Source organism: Pseudomonas sp. Irchel s3a12, assembly GCF_900187485.1.
Classification (GTDB): Bacteria; Pseudomonadota; Gammaproteobacteria; order Pseudomonadales; family Pseudomonadaceae; genus Aquipseudomonas; species Aquipseudomonas neuropathica.
This window is the reverse complement of sequence record NZ_FYDN01000005.1, coordinates 242378-256250: the sequence shown is the minus strand read 5'-3', so window position 1 is coordinate 256250 and position 13873 is coordinate 242378. Positions and strand designations below refer to the sequence as shown.

General features: G+C 60.0%; 16 protein-coding genes and 1 pseudogene. 14 read left to right on the top strand and 3 right to left on the bottom strand.

Annotation, left to right across the window (positions count from 1 at the left end):
- Nucleotides 1–19: 19 nt before the first annotated feature.
- The 3 genes from phaZ to CKW14_RS11025 all read left to right on the top strand — a co-directional run bounded on the left by phaZ (nt 20) and on the right by CKW14_RS11025 (nt 3344).
- Entirely contained in the window at nt 20–874 is an 855-nt protein-coding gene (gene phaZ, locus CKW14_RS11035) for a poly(3-hydroxyalkanoate) depolymerase (RefSeq protein ID WP_034152967.1), read from the top strand.
- 136 nt (nt 875–1010) lie between these two features.
- Nucleotides 1011–2693, top strand: a complete 1683-nt coding sequence (gene phaC, locus CKW14_RS11030) for a class II poly(R)-hydroxyalkanoic acid synthase (RefSeq protein ID WP_095125306.1) — start codon at nt 1011–1013, stop codon at nt 2691–2693.
- Between the two features lie 30 nt (nt 2694–2723).
- The gene (locus tag CKW14_RS11025) at nt 2724–3344 is read left to right on the top strand and encodes a TetR/AcrR family transcriptional regulator (RefSeq protein WP_093430069.1); all 621 of its coding nucleotides are present in this window, start codon (nt 2724–2726) and stop codon (nt 3342–3344) included.
- Between the two features lie 270 nt (nt 3345–3614).
- Here the strand turns inward: CKW14_RS11025 and CKW14_RS11020 are convergent, their stop codons facing one another.
- From CKW14_RS11020 to CKW14_RS11010, 3 genes are all read right to left on the bottom strand, one after another.
- A complete protein-coding gene (locus tag CKW14_RS11020) occupies nt 3615–4535 on the bottom strand; it encodes a phasin family protein (RefSeq protein ID WP_095047198.1) in 921 nt (306 codons plus the stop codon).
- A gap of 10 nt (nt 4536–4545) precedes the next feature.
- Nucleotides 4546–4968: a phasin family protein gene (locus tag CKW14_RS11015; RefSeq protein ID WP_034152971.1), complete on the bottom strand. Its 423-nt coding sequence runs from the start codon at nt 4966–4968 to the stop codon at nt 4546–4548.
- 232 nt (nt 4969–5200) lie between these two features.
- The gene (locus CKW14_RS11010) at nt 5201–5476 is read right to left on the bottom strand and encodes a polyhydroxyalkanoic acid system family protein (protein ID WP_093430067.1); all 276 of its coding nucleotides are present in this window, start codon (nt 5474–5476) and stop codon (nt 5201–5203) included.
- Between the two features lie 154 nt (nt 5477–5630).
- Between CKW14_RS11010 and ubiE the strand changes: the two genes are divergently transcribed.
- From ubiE to CKW14_RS30430, 11 genes and pseudogenes are all read left to right on the top strand, one after another.
- Nucleotides 5631–6401 carry a bifunctional demethylmenaquinone methyltransferase/2-methoxy-6-polyprenyl-1,4-benzoquinol methylase UbiE gene (ubiE, locus tag CKW14_RS11005; RefSeq protein WP_008080626.1) on the top strand — a complete coding sequence of 257 codons (771 nt, stop codon included), beginning with the start codon at nt 5631–5633 and terminating at the stop codon, nt 6399–6401.
- The gene (locus tag CKW14_RS11000; protein WP_095047197.1) at nt 6401–7024 is read left to right on the top strand and encodes an SCP2 domain-containing protein; all 624 of its coding nucleotides are present in this window, start codon (nt 6401–6403) and stop codon (nt 7022–7024) included. The genes ubiE and CKW14_RS11000 overlap by 1 nt, the downstream gene beginning before the upstream one ends.
- On the top strand, nt 7021–8625 hold the full coding sequence (ubiB, locus tag CKW14_RS10995; protein WP_095125305.1) for a ubiquinone biosynthesis regulatory protein kinase UbiB: 1605 nt from the start codon (nt 7021–7023) through the stop codon (nt 8623–8625). Before CKW14_RS11000 ends, ubiB begins: the two co-directional genes overlap by 4 nt.
- Nucleotides 8626–8706: 81 nt before the next feature.
- Nucleotides 8707–9108 carry a phosphoribosyl-AMP cyclohydrolase gene (gene hisI / locus CKW14_RS10990; RefSeq protein ID WP_007909357.1) on the top strand — a complete coding sequence of 134 codons (402 nt, stop codon included), beginning with the start codon at nt 8707–8709 and terminating at the stop codon, nt 9106–9108.
- The gene (locus CKW14_RS10985) at nt 9101–9433 is read left to right on the top strand and encodes a phosphoribosyl-ATP diphosphatase (RefSeq protein ID WP_003220849.1); all 333 of its coding nucleotides are present in this window, start codon (nt 9101–9103) and stop codon (nt 9431–9433) included. The genes hisI and CKW14_RS10985 overlap by 8 nt, the downstream gene beginning before the upstream one ends.
- A gap of 25 nt (nt 9434–9458) precedes the next feature.
- Nucleotides 9459–9740, top strand: a complete 282-nt coding sequence (locus CKW14_RS10980; RefSeq protein WP_003220847.1) for a twin-arginine translocase TatA/TatE family subunit — start codon at nt 9459–9461, stop codon at nt 9738–9740.
- Between the two features lie 10 nt (nt 9741–9750).
- Nucleotides 9751–10209: a Sec-independent protein translocase protein TatB gene (gene tatB / locus CKW14_RS10975; protein WP_064388885.1), complete on the top strand. Its 459-nt coding sequence runs from the start codon at nt 9751–9753 to the stop codon at nt 10207–10209.
- Complete coding sequence (tatC, locus tag CKW14_RS10970) at nt 10206–10997, top strand: twin-arginine translocase subunit TatC (protein ID WP_095047195.1); 792 nt, start codon at nt 10206–10208, stop codon at nt 10995–10997. Before tatB ends, tatC begins: the two co-directional genes overlap by 4 nt.
- Nucleotides 10994–11701, top strand: a complete 708-nt coding sequence (locus CKW14_RS10965; protein ID WP_095047194.1) for a 16S rRNA (uracil(1498)-N(3))-methyltransferase — start codon at nt 10994–10996, stop codon at nt 11699–11701. The genes tatC and CKW14_RS10965 overlap by 4 nt, the downstream gene beginning before the upstream one ends.
- Before the next feature lie 218 nt (nt 11702–11919).
- Nucleotides 11920–12981, top strand: a pseudogene (locus CKW14_RS30435) (methyl-accepting chemotaxis protein); the annotation flags it as partial.
- Complete coding sequence (locus tag CKW14_RS30430) at nt 12964–13836, top strand: methyl-accepting chemotaxis protein (RefSeq protein WP_371857741.1); 873 nt, start codon at nt 12964–12966, stop codon at nt 13834–13836. The pseudogene CKW14_RS30435 and the gene CKW14_RS30430, both read left to right, overlap by 18 nt.
- The last annotated feature ends 37 nt before the right edge of the window (nt 13837–13873 follow it).

Sequence of the window (13873 nt, the reverse complement as noted above, 5' to 3'; positions counted from 1 at the left end):
AATCCACAGGGCCTGACGCATGCCGCAACCGTTCATATTCCGTACCGTCGATCTGGATGGCCAGACCCTCCGCACGGCGGTACGCCCCGGCAAGCCTCACTTGACGCCCTTGCTGATTTTCAACGGCATCGGCGCCAACCTGGAGCTGGTGTTTCCGTTTGTCGCGGCGCTGGACCCGGATCTGGAAGTGATCGCCTTTGACGTGCCCGGTGTCGGCGGTTCCTCGACGCCGAACCGGCCGTATCGCTTTCCAGGGCTGGCCAAACTGACGTCACGGATGCTCGATTACCTCGACTACGGCCAGGTCAACGTCATCGGCGTGTCGTGGGGCGGCGCACTGGCGCAGCAGTTCGCTTACGACTACCCCGAGCGCTGCAAGAAACTGGTGCTCGCGGCGACCGCGGCCGGTGCAGTAATGGTGCCGGGCAAGCCAAAAGTGCTGTGGATGATGGCCAGTCCGCGGCGCTACATTCAGCCGTCCCACGTGATCCGTATCGCCCCGCTGATCTATGGCGGCTCGTTCCGTCGCGACCCGACCCTGGCCGCCAGCCACGCCGCGAAAGTGCGTTCGGCGGGCAAGCTCGGTTATTACTGGCAACTGTTCGCCGGCCTCGGCTGGACCAGCATTCACTGGCTGCACAAGATCCATCAGCCAACGCTGGTGCTGGCCGGCGATGACGATCCGCTGATCCCGCTGATCAACATGCGCATGCTCGCCTGGCGCATTCCCAACGCGCAACTGCACATCATCGACGACGGCCACCTGTTTCTGATTACCCGCGCCGAAGCGGTGGCGCCGATCATCATGAAATTTCTCCAGGAGGAACGTCAGCGCGCGGTGATGCACCCGCATCCGACACCGCTCGGCGGTTAACCCCGGCGGCAGGCTTTATGCAGGCCTTTAAAGAGTGCGCGGCAGGACGCCCCGCAGGCAGCAACCCGCAACAGCGTCTATGGTGTTCTGGTTCGGTGAGTTTGTTTTTGGCCTGAAGACGAAGGAGTGTTGAGTCATGCGCGACAAACCAGCGACGGGCGTAGTGCCCAGCCCCGCCGTGTTCATCAACGCACAAAGTGCGATCACCGGCCTGCGTGGCCGGGACCTGATCTCGACCTTGCGCAGCGTCGCCGCCCATGGCCTGCGCAATCCGATTCACAGTGCGAAGCACGCGTTGAAACTCGGCGGTCAATTGGGCCGCGTGCTGCTCGGCGAAACCCTGCACCCGACCAATCCGAACGACAGCCGTTTCGCTGACCCGGCGTGGAGCCTCAATCCGCTCTACCGGCGCAGCCTGCAGGCCTATCTGGCCTGGCAAAAACAGGTCAAAAGCTGGATCGACGAAAGCAACATGAGCGATGACGATCGCGCCCGCGCGCATTTCGCCTTCACCCTGCTCAACGACGCTGTGGCGCCGTCGAACACCTTGCTCAACCCGCTGGCGGTCAAGGAGCTGTTCAACTCCGGCGGGCACAGTCTGGTACGCGGCATCAGTCATTTGTTCGATGACTTGCTGCACAACGACGGCCTGCCACGTCAGGTGACCAAACAGGCTTTCGAGGTCGGCAAGACCGTGGCCACCACCACCGGCTCGGTGGTGTTTCGCAACGATTTGCTTGAGCTGATCCAGTACCGACCGATGAGCGAAAAGCAGTACGCCAAGCCGCTGCTGGTGGTGCCGCCGCAAATCAACAAGTACTACATTTTCGACCTCAGCCCACACAACAGCTTCGTCCAGTACGCACTGAAAAACGGCCTGCAGACCTTCATGATCAGTTGGCGCAACCCGGATGTACGCCATCGCGAATGGGGCCTGTCGACGTATGTCGAGGCGGTGGAAGAGGCGATGAACATCTGTCGGGCGATCACCGGTGCCCGCGAGGTCAACCTGATGGGCGCCTGCGCTGGCGGCCTGACCATCGCCGCCCTGCAAGGGCATTTGCAGGCCAAGCGGCAACTGCGCCGCGTCTCCAGTGCGACGTACCTGGTCAGCCTGCTCGACAGCCAGATTGAAACCCCGGCCACCCTCTTCGCCGATGAACAAACCCTCGAAGCCGCCAAGCGCCGCTCGTACCAGAAAGGCGTGCTCGACGGTCGCGACATGGCCAAGGTCTTCGCCTGGATGCGCCCCAACGATTTGATCTGGAGCTACTTCGTCAACAATTACCTGCTGGGCAAAGAGCCGCCGGCCTTCGACATCCTCTACTGGAACAACGACAACACCCGTCTGCCAGCGGCATTTCACGGCGACCTGCTGGACTTCTTCAAACACAACCCGCTGACCCATCCGGGTGGGCTGGAAGTGTGCGGCACGCCGATCGACCTGCAGAAAGTCACCGTCGACAGCTTCAGCGTCGCCGGCATGAACGACCACATCACGCCGTGGGATGCGGTGTATCGCTCGACCCTGCTGCTCGGTGGCGAGCGGCGTTTCGTGCTGTCCAACAGCGGCCATGTGCAGAGCATTCTCAACCCGCCGAGCAACCCGAAAGCTGCCTACGTCGAGAACGGCAAGATGAGCAGCGACCCGCGTGCCTGGTACTACGATGGTAAACACGTCGATGGCAGTTGGTGGCCGCAGTGGCTGGAGTGGATTCAACAGCGCTCCGGCGCCCAGCACGAAACCACGTTTACCCTCGGCAACCCGAACTATCCACCGATGGAGGCAGCGCCCGGTACTTACGTGCGTGTGCGCTGACGCTTAACCGAACTTTTCTAAGAAGACTGGATGAAAACCCGCGACCGGATTCTCGAATGTGCTTTGCAACTGTTCAACGAAAAGGGCGAGCCGAACGTCTCCACCATGGAGGTGGCGAACGAAATGGGGATCAGCCCGGGCAATCTCTACTACCACTTCCATGGCAAGGAACCGCTGATTCTCGGCCTGTTCGAACGCTTCCAGAGTGAACTGGCGCCACTGCTTGATCCACCCTCGGATGTGGAACTGGCGCCGGAGGATTACTGGCTGTTTTTGCATTTGATCGTCGAGCGACTGGCGCAGTACCGCTTCCTGTTTCAGGACCTGTCGAACCTCGCCGGGCGCTTGCCAAAACTGGCCAAGGGCATTCGTCATCTGCTCAATGCGCTGAAGCGTACGCTGGCGTCGTTGCTCGCGCGGTTGAAGGCTTCGGGACAGTTGGTCAGTGATACGCAGGCGCTGGGGCAGTTGGTTGAGCAGATCACCATGACGTTGCTGTTTTCGCTGGATTATCAGCGAATTCTGGATCGTGAGGGTGAGGTGAGGCTGGTTGTGTACCAGATCATGATGCTGGTGGCGCCGCATTTGTTGCCGCCGGTGAAGGTCGCCACGGAGCGGATGGCCCTGCAATACCTTGAAGATCACGACTGAATCAAAAGCCCCTCACCCTAGCCCTCCCGAAACGTCGGACCGCCCGGAGGGAGAGGGGACTGATTGGGGGATGCTGATGAGCTACACCGACCTGAAAGGGTTTTGTTGAATCCATAATCGACTCGATCGTTCAGGTCGACGTACGACGCAAGACACCTCGTTCGGCCCCCTCTCCCTCTGGGAGAGGGCTGGGGTGAGGGGCGGCCTTGAAATGCACAAACAAAAACGCCCGACCTTCACAGGCCGGGCGTTTTGTTTTGCCCTGAAAAATCAGGACTGACTGGTTGGCGTCGACGGGGTCGATGCAGCAGTCGGGGTGGCCGCCGGAGTCGGTGCTGCGGCGGAATTCGACGCACTCACCGGAGCTGCCGGAGCGGCAGGTTTGGCTGCAGCAGGTGCGGCCGGTTTCGGCGCAGCGGCTTTCGGCGCGGCCGGTTTTTTCACTGCCGGTTTCTTCGCCGCAGCAGGTTTCGCTGCAGGCTTGGCAGCCGGTTTGGCGGCAGCAGTTTTCGCTGCTGGCTTGGCGGCGGGTTTCGCTGCAGTTTTGACCGCAGGTTTAGCTGCCGGCTTGGCAGCGGCTTTGGCGGCAACCGGTTTGGCTGCGGCTTTGGCTGCAGGCTTGGCGGCTGCGGTTTTCGCTGCTGGCTTGGCCGCGGCTTTAGCAGCAGGTTTAGCTGCCGCTTTGGCCAGTGGCTTGGCAGCAGACTTGGCTGCTGGTTTGGCCGCAGCCGTTTTCGCGGTCGGTTTTGCCGCAGCGGTTTTCGCCGCCGGTTGGGTTTTCAGACCGGTGAGTTTTTCGATCTGCTTGGTCAAGGTTTCCACCTTGCTATGCAGTGCTTTGACCTCATTGCGGCTCGGTACACCCAGGCGCGAAATTGCGCTGTTCAGGCGCTTGTCGAAAGCCCCTTCCAGCTCGTCCCATTTGCCCAGTGCGCGATCTTTCACGCCGCTGATGCGCGACTTGGCCGAAGAAGCGGAATCCTTGGCAGCGTCGACTTTTTTGCCGACTGCGGATTTGGTGAGCTTCTCGGCTTTCTCGCCGTCTTTGACCAATGTATCGAAGAGCTTGCTGCCGTCAGTGTCGATCTTCGAGTACACGCCTAAACCAGCCAGCCAGATTTTGCGGGAGTAGTCTTCGACTTTCCCGATCCACGAGCTGCCTTCTTTATCGGTGTTCTTTTTACCAGCCATCCCGTTCTCCTTAAGATTTACGCGCGACGCGTTCGAGCAATGCCGTCAGCTCATCGAGCTTAGCAGAGAGTGTCTCAACGTCATGTTTAGACGGAATGCCGATACGATTCAAGGCGCTTGCTACACGGGAGTCGAACGCCTTCTCGACCTTGTCGAGCTGAACTTCGACACGACCTTTGAACGAGCTGACTTCGCTCTTGGCTTCATCGATCTCGGCGTTGGCCGCTTCGAGTTTTTCGGTGACGGCTTTTTTGCCTTTCTTTTCAACAGTTTGACCAGCCTTGATCAGCTCTTGAAAGTAGTCGCTGCCCTCTTGGCCGACCTTGGCGTAGGCACCCAGGCCTGCCAGCCAGATCTTGCGGGCATAGGATTTGACGTCGCTCAGAGCAGAAGTCGAAGCGTCGATTTTTTTCTTCAAAATGACTTTGGCCATGGTGCACCTCACGCGCAGAAGGTTTGAGGAACTGCCCGGAAAAGTGTCGGGCTCAGGCACAAAGTAGGCAGAAAAATTAGAAACGGCACCCTAACAACTGACATAAACAGAGGGAGCACCACAAAACAAATGTAGGAGTGAGCCTGCTCGCGATAGCGGTGTATCAGTCAAAAATGGAGTCGACTGACAGACCGCTATCGCGAGCAGGCTCACTCCTACAAGGGATCGTGTTTCAGACCAAAGCCTTGTCGAGGGCTTTTTCGATTTCGGCTTTGATCATGCCGCTCATGGCCGACATCATGATGCCCAACTCCACATCGACCTTGATCGAATCGTCCGCCACATGCACCGCGCCTTTCACGCCCGAACGCTTGAGGTTCAGGGTATCGCCCGACCATTGCGGCTCAAGGCCATATTGATCGGAGAGTTTTTGCGCCAGCTTGTCGGCCTTCTCGCGGGCGGCTTCCTTACCCAGGTTGTGGGCACGCTCAACAGTGATTTTGGCCATTACATGACTCCTGATTTAAAAAGATGTGTCGGTAAATCTTGACCGCCGCTGCGGCAAATCGTCCCGAGGATTGCCCATCTTACCTTTAGCCATTCCAAGACAAAGCATGGCTTGGGGATTAGAATGTCGCGCATTCTCTTTTGGTGACAGCGATATGACTGATCAGCGCAAAGGCAGCGATGCCGAACCCACCACTCACTTCGGCTTCAAAAACGTTCCGGAAAGCCAGAAAGCGGAAAAAGTCGCTGAAGTTTTCCACTCGGTAGCCGCGAAATACGACTTGATGAACGACCTTCTGTCGGGCGGCATGCACCGCCTGTGGAAGCGTTTCGCGATCGAACTGTCGGGCGTACGCAGCGGTAACCGCGTGCTGGACATCGCCGGCGGTACCGGTGACCTGACCAAAAAGTTCTCGCACCTGGTCGGCCCGACCGGTCAGGTGGTATTGGCCGACATCAACGAATCGATGCTCAAGGTCGGCCGTGACCGCCTGCTCGATCTGGGTGTCGCTGGCAACGTCGAATTCGTTCAGGCGGACGCGGAAAAACTGCCGTTCCCGGACAACCACTTCGACTGCGTGACCATCGCTTTCGGCCTGCGCAACGTGACGCACAAAGAAGACGCCTTGCGTTCGATGCTGCGCGTGCTCAAGCCCGGCGGTCGTCTGCTGGTGCTGGAATTCTCCAAACCGACCAACGCGCTGATGTCGAAAGCCTACGACGCTTATTCGTTCGCCTTCATGCCGCTGATGGGCAAGCTGATCACCAACGACTCGGAAAGCTATCGCTACCTGGCCGAATCGATCCGCATGCATCCGAATCAGGAAACCCTGAAGTCGATGATGGTCGACGCCGGTTTCGACCGCGTGACCTATCACAACATGACCGCAGGCATCGTCGCCCTGCACCGCGGCATCAAGCCCTGATGTTGCTCACCGGGCTGCTCGCCAGCGTTGAACTCGGCCTCAACCGGGTGCTGCGTCTCGACAGCACGGCGCTGCCGCGGCTGGCGCATTTGACCGGCAAGGTGATTGCCGTCGACTGCCGCAGCCCGGCGCTGCAACTGTTCATCCTGCCGAGTGATGAAGGTCTGATGCTGGCCTCGCATTGGGAAACCGGTGTCGACTGCACCCTGCGTGCGCCGGCCTCGAGCCTGATCAAACTGGCCGTGAGCAAAGACAAGACCGCAGTGCTGCATGCCCCGGAAGTCGAGCTCGATGGCGACAGCGGCTTGCTGCTGGAGCTGGCCGGTGTGCTGCAAGACCTTGAGCTGGACTGGGAGTACGAACTCTCGCGCTGGCTCGGCCCGGTCGCCACGCAACTGGTCGGTGGCCATCTGCGCAGCCGCGCACGCTGGTATCAACAAGGATTTGCCAGCCTCAACCAGAACCTCGCCGAATACCTCGCCGAAGAATCGCGCACCCTCGTCGGGCAGCGCGAAGCCGAAGCGCGATTCAGCGAACTGGACCGGATCAAACTTGATCTGGAACGTCTCGAGGCGCGTTTCGAGCGCCTTTCCCGATCCCTCGACCCAAGCGATAACGCATGAAGCTGCTTGCCGTCCGCCGTCTATTGCGCATCCAGCGCGTCGTGATCCGCTACCGCCTCGATGACCTGCTGTTCGATCTGCCGCTGCCCTGGTTTCTCTTGGCGCTGCGCTACGTGCTGCCGTGGCGCTGGTTCCCGCGCAAGCCGCTGGACCTGAGCCGGGGCGCGCGTCTGCGTCTGGCGTTGCAGGATCTGGGACCGATCTTCATCAAGTTCGGGCAGATTCTTTCGACCCGCCGCGACCTGCTGCCGGAAGACATCGCCGATGAGCTGATGCTGTTGCAGGACCGCGTGCCGCCGTTCGATTCGCAGCTGTCGATCAAGCTGATCGAAGAACAGTTGGGCAAGAAGATCAGCGACGTGTTCAGCCGTTTCGACGTTGAGCCACTGGCCTCAGCCTCCGTGGCGCAGGTACATGCCGCGCAGCTGAAAACCGGCGAAGAAGTGGTGGTCAAAGTGATCCGGCCGGGTCTGAAGCCGATCATCGCGCAGGATCTGGCGTGGCTGTTTATCCTCGCCCGCACTGCCGAAAAACTCTCCGCCGATGCGCGCCTGCTGCACCCGGTCGACGTGGTCCAGGACTACGAAAAAACCATCTACGACGAACTCGATCTGCTGCGCGAGGCGGCCAACGCCAGCCAGTTGAAGCGTAACTTCGAAGGTTCGCCGCTGCTCTACGTGCCGCAAGTCTATTGGGACTGGTGCCGACCGAAAGTGCTGGTGATGGAGCGTATCTACGGCATCCAGGTCACCGATCTGGCGACCCTTGCCGACCAGCGTACCGACATGAAAATGCTCGCCGAGCGCGGTGTGGAGATTTTCTTCACCCAAGTGTTCCGCGACAGTTTCTTCCACGCCGACATGCACCCGGGCAACATCTTCGTCAGCACCGTCAACCCGTGGAGCCCGCAATACATCGCGATCGACTGCGGCATCGTCGGCAGCCTGACCCCGGAAGACCAGGATTATCTGGCGCGCAACCTGTTCGCGTTCTTCAAGCGTGACTACCGTCGCGTGGCGCAATTGCACATCGATTCGGGCTGGGTGCCGGCGGAAACCAAACTCAACGAATTCGAAGCGGCGATCCGTACGGTGTGCGAACCGATCTTCGAAAAACCGTTAAAAGATATTTCATTTGGCCAGGTGCTGATGCGCCTGTTCCAGACCGCACGGCGCTTCAACATGGAAGTGCAGCCGCAACTGGTGCTGCTGCAAAAGACCCTGTTAAACATTGAAGGCCTCGGTCGTCAGTTGTATCCGGATCTGGATCTGTGGAACACCGCGCAGCCATTCCTCGAGCGCTGGATGCGCGAGCGCGTCAGCCCGAAAGCCTTGCTGGGCAACGTGCAGAGCCAGTTCGAACAGCTTCCGCATCTGGCCAACATGGCCCGCGATCTGCTCGAACGCATGTCCCAGCCGCACGCCTATGACCCGCCGCCACCGTGGCACAAACGCAAGGACGACTGGTTCCTGCGCCTGCTCGGTTGCGCGCATCTGGCGGGCGGGGTGATCCTGGCCATCGGTGGCCCGCTGCACGAATTGGGGCATTGGCCGGCCGGAATCATGGTGGCAGTCGGCTTGTATCTGGTCGTTCGCCGATAGCCAGTTTCGTGAACGGCTGGCACACTGTTTCAATGCCTGAACCCGACTATTGAAGTGTGGGGTTCGCTGTCGGAGTCGAAGATGAAAAACTGGCTGGACGAGATCAAATGGGACGCTGATGGCCTGGTGCCGGCGATTGCCCAGGATCACAAGACCGGACGCGTGCTGATGATGGCCTGGATGAACCGCGAAGCGCTCGAACTGACCGCTGCGGAAAACCGTGCAATCTACTGGTCACGTTCCCGTGGCAAGCTGTGGCGCAAGGGCGAAGAGTCCGGCCATGTGCAGACCTTGCATGAGATGCGTCTGGACTGTGACGCCGACGTGATCATCCTGATGGTTGAACAGATCGGCGACATCGCTTGCCATACCGGCCGTCAAAGCTGCTTTTACCGTGTCTTCGAAAACGGCGACTGGAAGACAGTCGACCCAGTCCTGAAAGACCCGCACGCTATCTATTCCGCAGGACACAAACATGAGTGACACCCTGACCCGCCTCGCTCAGGTACTTGAAGAGCGCAAAGGCGCAGCCGCCGACAGCTCGTATGTGGCTAGTCTGTATCACAAGGGCCTGAACAAGATTCTGGAGAAAGTCGGCGAAGAGTCGGTCGAAACCATTATTGCCGCCAAGGACGCCGCCATCAGCGGCGACTGCAGCGACGTGATCTACGAGACCGCCGACCTGTGGTTCCACAGCATGGTCATGCTCGCCCAACTGGGGCAGCATCCGCAGGCCGTGCTGGATGAACTGGATCGTCGCTTCGGCCTGTCCGGACACGTCGAGAAAGCCTCGCGTCCGTCCGCCTGAACAATTTTTAGAGAGGAACAGCAACATGGGCATTTTTGACTGGAAACACTGGATCGTCATTCTGGTTGTCGTGGTGCTGGTGTTCGGCACCAAGAAACTGAAAAACCTCGGCACCGACGTTGGCGAGTCGATCAAGGGCTTCCGCAAAGCCATGAACGACGATGAAAAACCGGCTGCCGATCCAACCGTGACACCTGCGCAGCCAGTGCCACCGGTGCAGCCGCAAGCCACCGCTCAGGCCAATCCGCCGCACACCATCGACGTGCAGGCGCAGAAAGTCGAAGAGCCGATCCGCAAAGACGTGTGAGCACTGACTAATGTTTGGTATCAGCTTCTCTGAACTGCTGCTCGTCGGCCTCGTCGCCCTGCTGGTGCTGGGCCCCGAGCGTCTGCCGGGCGCTGCACGCACCGCCGGCCTGTGGGTCGGACGGCTGAAGCGCAGCTTCAACGCGATCAAACAGGAAGTTGAACGTGAAATCGGTGCTGACGAAATCCGTCGGCAACTGCACAACGAGCACATTCTGTCGCTGGAGCAGGAGGCGCGGAAGATTTTCAATCCGGTTCAGCAAGAACCGACGCCGGTTGAGCATGTGGGTCAGCAGACGATTCATGCGCCGACCGCGCCTGTTACGCCAGCACCGGCACCCGCTGCCGTTGTAGCACCGACAGAGCCGGCGCCAGCCGCTGTGGAACAATCTGTTGAACACGTTGCGCCAACCGCCGCGCCGATCACACCTGCGCCTCACGACACCACTTTGCCGCCGCGAGCCCCATGAGCGATCTCCCCGAAAACGACCAGCACATGCCGCTGGTTTCGCACCTCACCGAGTTGCGCACCCGCCTGCTGCGTTGTGTGGCGGCGATCTTCATCATCTTCGCCGGGCTGTTTGCGTTCACCCAGCAGATCTATACCTTCGTCTCGACGCCGCTGCGCCAGTACCTGCCGGTCGGCGCGACGATGATCGCCACCGACGTGTCGTCGCCGTTCCTGACGCCGCTGAAGCTGACGATGATGGTTTCGCTGTTCCTCGCGATCCCGGTGATCCTGCATCAGATCTGGGGCTTTATCGCGCCAGGTCTGTACAAACATGAGAAACGCATCGCGGTGCCACTGCTGGTGTCCAGCATCCTGCTGTTCTATACCGGCATGGCGTTCGCCTATTACTTCGTGTTCCCGCTGATCTTCAAGTTCTTCGCTGCCGCCACCCCGGCCGGCGTGGAAATGATGACCGACATCGCCAGTTACCTCGATTTCGTCATGACGCTGTTCTTCGCCTTCGGCGTGGCGTTCGAGATCCCGGTGGCCGTGGTGCTGCTGGTGTGGATTGGCGTGGTCGACGTTGCCTACCTGAAGAAGATCCGCCCGTACGTGATCATCGGCTGCTTCGTGGTCGGCATGATCCTGACGCCGCCGGACATTTTCTCGCAGACCCTGCTAGCCGTGCCGATGTGGATGTTGTTTGAAATCGGCATCCTGTTCGGTGGCTTGATCAGCAAGCGCGAACGTCCGGAAGAAAACCCGGCCGACGACCACAACGACCAGCCGCCAGCGACCCAGGCATGAACCTGCTGTTGCTCGAAGAGGCTGACTTCATTGCGGCCGACCGTGTGGTGCTGCGTGATCGCCGCCTGACCCATATGCAGGAAGTTCACCGTTCGGAAGTTGGTGACAGCCTGCGCGTTGGCCGTATCAACGGGCTGATGGGCACGGCTGAACTGCTGCGACTGGAAACAGGTGAAGCCGAGCTGCGCGTCAGCCTGGATCAGCCGCCACCTGCCAAGCTGCCGCTGACACTGGTACTCGCCCTGCCGCGGCCGAAAATGCTCCGCCGGGTGTTTCAGACCGTGGCGACCATGGGCGTGTCGAAGGTGATTCTGGTCAACAGCTATCGGGTCGAGAAGAGTTTCTGGCAGACGCCGTTTCTTGAGCCTGAGGCGATTCGCGAAAATTTGATCCTCGGCCTCGAACAGGCCCGCGACACCGTGCTGCCGGAAATCATCATCGAGAAGCGCTTCAAGCCGTTTGTTGAGGATCGGCTGCCGGCGATTACCGACGGCACCCTCGGTCTGGTCGGCCATCCCGGTAACTACCCGCCGTGCCCACGCGCCCTCAGCGAACCCGTCACCCTGGCCATCGGTCCCGAAGGTGGCTGGATCCCCTACGAAATAGATTTGCTGGCCAAATCGGGCCTGCAACCGGTGCAACTCGGCGAGCGCATCCTGCGCGTCGAAACCGCCGTCACCGCCCTGCTCGCCCGGCTCTTCTAAGTTCAACTCCGCTCCCGTGTAGGAGCTGCCGAAGGCTCGGGCCGCGATCGGACGATCTTTTAATTTTGCTTCAACAAAACAAGATCAAAAGATCGCAGCCTCGTTTCACTCGACAGCTCCTACAGGATGGCGGCGTCCCGGATAAATGGTGTTACAGATTGCCATTATTCGGCCGATACCCTCTCCATAAGTCCAATTAGTGGTCGGGGAGTCGTCGCATGTACCGTTGGTTAGCCGAGAGTCTTGGAAACGTCAGCGTCAAACGCAAGCTGGGCATCGGTTTCGGCCTGGTGCTGTTGCTGACACTGTTGATCACCTTCACCGGCTGGACCGGCATGAGCGGCATCATCAGCCGTGGTGACAAGCTGGGTTTTATCTCCAGCCTCAATGAGCTGACCAAGGACCTGCGCCTGGCGCGCATGGATTACGACATGCGTCGCGGCGAGCAGGGACCGGGCACGGTCAACGAATTCCTGAGCAAACTCGAAAGCGGCCTGCAATCGGCACGCGGCATGATCGAGCAGCCGTCCGATGTGGCGATGGTCGATCAACAATTGGCTGCCGTGGCCGAATACAAGCGTGCCTTCGGTGAAATGACGCAGGCCACCGTGCAGCGTGAAGACGCACGCAGCAAGCTGGGCGCCAATGCCGACAATGCCGTGTCCAAGGTCGGCGCGGTCGAGAGCGCGCTGCTGCAAGGCGACAGCATCGCGCAATACAACGCGGTGATCGAACTGAGCAAGCTGCTGCAGCAAGCGCGATATCAGGTGCGCGGTTACACCTACAGCGGTAAGGCCGATGCCGAGCAACCAGCCCTGACCGCGATCGACAATGCCCTGAAAAACCTCGAAAGCCTGCCGTCCCGCGTCCCAGATCAGCATATCGCCAACCTGCAGCAAGCCACCGAGTCGCTCAAGGCTTACCGTGCAGCCGTGGCTCAATTCCGTGATTCTCAAGTAAAAAACGCTGCAGCACTGGTCAACATGTCTGCTCAGGGTGACATTTTGATCGCCGTCAGCAAGAAACTGACTGAATCGCAAACCGTCGTACGTGACACCGATGCCGCACGTGCCAAAAACTTGCTGCTGATCGCCACCGCACTGGCCGTAGCGTTCGGTCTGCTGGCCGCCTGGGCAATCACCCGCCAGATCATCATCCCGCTGAACCAGACCCTGAAAGTCGCCGAGCGCGTGGCTGCGGGCGACCTGACGCACAACTTGGTTTCCCTGCGTCGCGACGAACTCGGCCAACTGCAACGTTCGATGCAGAGCATGACCCAAGGCCTGCGTGAACTGGTCGGCGGGATCAGCGATGGCGTCACCCAGATCGCCAGCGCCGCTGAAGAACTGTCGGCGGTGACCGAGCAGACCAGCGCCGGGGTCAACAATCAGAAAATCGAGACCGACCAGGTCGCCACCGCCATGAACGAAATGGCCGCCACCGTGCAGGAAGTCGCGCGTAACGCCGAAGAGGCTTCCGAAGCCGCCGTCGCTGCTGACCAACAGGCCCGCGAAGGGGACAAGGTCGTCGGCGAAGCGATTGCTCAGATCGAACGCCTGGCCGTTGAAGTCGGTCACTCGACCGAAGCCATGGGTGAACTGAAGCGCGAAAGCGACAAGATCGGCAGCGTCCTCGACGTGATCAAATCCGTGGCCCAGCAAACCAACCTGCTGGCCCTCAACGCCGCCATCGAGGCCGCGCGTGCCGGTGAAGCCGGGCGTGGTTTTGCCGTGGTCGCCGACGAAGTGCGCAGCCTTGCGCAACGTACGCAGAAGTCCACCGAAGAAATCGAAGAACTTATCGTCGGCCTGCAAAACGGCACCCAGCAAGTGGCAACGATCATGGACAACAGCCGCACCCTCACCGACAGCAGCGTTGAGCTGACCCGCCGTGCCGGTGGTTCGCTGGAAAGCATTACTCGCACCGTTTCGGCGATTCAGGCGATGAACCAGCAGATTGCGGCAGCGGCCGAGCAGCAGAGTGCGGTGGCTGAAGAGATCAACCGTAGCGTGCTGAATGTGCGGGATGTGTCGGATCAGACGTCGGCGGCGAGTGAAGAGACCGCGGCGTCCAGCGTTGAGCTGGCGCGGTTGGGGACGCATCTGCAGATGTTGGTCGGTCGATTTAAGGTCTAGCCCAACGATCGTTCCCACGCTCTGCGTGGGAACGCAT

What these genes read in the sequence shown, in the direction of transcription:
- CKW14_RS11010 (WP_093430067.1), bottom strand. Translation starts at nt 5,476, where the DNA reads ATGGCCAAAATCACTGTTGAGCGTGCCCACAACCTGGGTAAGGAAGCC.
- tatC (WP_095047195.1), top strand. Translation starts at nt 10,206, where the DNA reads ATGAGCGATCTCCCCGAAAACGACCAGCACATGCCGCTGGTTTCGCAC.
- CKW14_RS10965 (WP_095047194.1), top strand. Translation starts at nt 10,994, where the DNA reads ATGAACCTGCTGTTGCTCGAAGAGGCTGACTTCATTGCGGCCGACCGT.
- phaC (WP_095125306.1), top strand. Translation starts at nt 1,011, where the DNA reads ATGCGCGACAAACCAGCGACGGGCGTAGTGCCCAGCCCCGCCGTGTTC.
- phaZ (WP_034152967.1), top strand. Translation starts at nt 20, where the DNA reads ATGCCGCAACCGTTCATATTCCGTACCGTCGATCTGGATGGCCAGACC.
- CKW14_RS11025 (WP_093430069.1), top strand. Translation starts at nt 2,724, where the DNA reads ATGAAAACCCGCGACCGGATTCTCGAATGTGCTTTGCAACTGTTCAAC.
- CKW14_RS11020 (WP_095047198.1), bottom strand. Translation starts at nt 4,535, where the DNA reads ATGGCTGGTAAAAAGAACACCGATAAAGAAGGCAGCTCGTGGATCGGG.
- tatB (WP_064388885.1), top strand. Translation starts at nt 9,751, where the DNA reads ATGTTTGGTATCAGCTTCTCTGAACTGCTGCTCGTCGGCCTCGTCGCC.
- hisI (WP_007909357.1), top strand. Translation starts at nt 8,707, where the DNA reads ATGAAAAACTGGCTGGACGAGATCAAATGGGACGCTGATGGCCTGGTG.
- ubiB (WP_095125305.1), top strand. Translation starts at nt 7,021, where the DNA reads ATGAAGCTGCTTGCCGTCCGCCGTCTATTGCGCATCCAGCGCGTCGTG.
- CKW14_RS11000 (WP_095047197.1), top strand. Translation starts at nt 6,401, where the DNA reads ATGTTGCTCACCGGGCTGCTCGCCAGCGTTGAACTCGGCCTCAACCGG.
- CKW14_RS10985 (WP_003220849.1), top strand. Translation starts at nt 9,101, where the DNA reads ATGAGTGACACCCTGACCCGCCTCGCTCAGGTACTTGAAGAGCGCAAA.
- ubiE (WP_008080626.1), top strand. Translation starts at nt 5,631, where the DNA reads ATGACTGATCAGCGCAAAGGCAGCGATGCCGAACCCACCACTCACTTC.
- CKW14_RS11015 (WP_034152971.1), bottom strand. Translation starts at nt 4,968, where the DNA reads ATGGCCAAAGTCATTTTGAAGAAAAAAATCGACGCTTCGACTTCTGCT.
- CKW14_RS10980 (WP_003220847.1), top strand. Translation starts at nt 9,459, where the DNA reads ATGGGCATTTTTGACTGGAAACACTGGATCGTCATTCTGGTTGTCGTG.
- CKW14_RS30430 (WP_371857741.1), top strand. Translation starts at nt 12,964, where the DNA reads ATGCAGAGCATGACCCAAGGCCTGCGTGAACTGGTCGGCGGGATCAGC.